General features: G+C 35.3%; 1 protein-coding gene. It reads left to right on the top strand.

All coding sequences use genetic code 11. The features are described from left to right. On the top strand, nt 1–468 hold a 468-nt coding region (locus tag KDK95_RS38890; RefSeq protein WP_212522642.1), incomplete at both ends, for a BCCT family transporter.

A 468-nucleotide genomic window follows, 5' to 3' on the forward strand; every position in this document is an offset into this window, starting at 1 on the left:
ATTTTAATGGTAGCTGCTTTAATTGTTGGACCAACTGTCCTTATTTTAAATATGTTAACTAGCTCTACGGGTAGTTTACTAAACACATTCTTGTTTAATAGTTTTGATACAGCTGCTTTAAATCCTCAAAAACGTGAATGGATGTCTTCATGGACACTTTATTACTGGGGTTGGTGGTTAAGTTGGAGCCCATTCGTTGGAGTGTTTATTGCACGAGTTTCAAAAGGACGTTCAATTAGAGAGTTCATTTCTGGTGTCTTGCTAGTTCCAGCAATTGTTAGTTTTGTATGGTTTAGTGTCTTTGGTGTATTAGGCATCGAGACAGGTAAGAAACACAAAGAAATTTTTGATATGACTCCTGAAACACAGCTATTTGGAGTGTTTAATCATGTGCCATTTGGTATTGTTTTATCGTTGATTGCATTATTATTAATTGCATCATTCTTTATTACATCTGCTGACTCAGCA

This window comes from Actinospica acidithermotolerans, from assembly GCF_018139625.1.
GTDB classification, from domain to species: Bacteria; Actinomycetota; Actinomycetes; order Streptomycetales; family Catenulisporaceae; genus Actinospica; species Actinospica acidithermotolerans.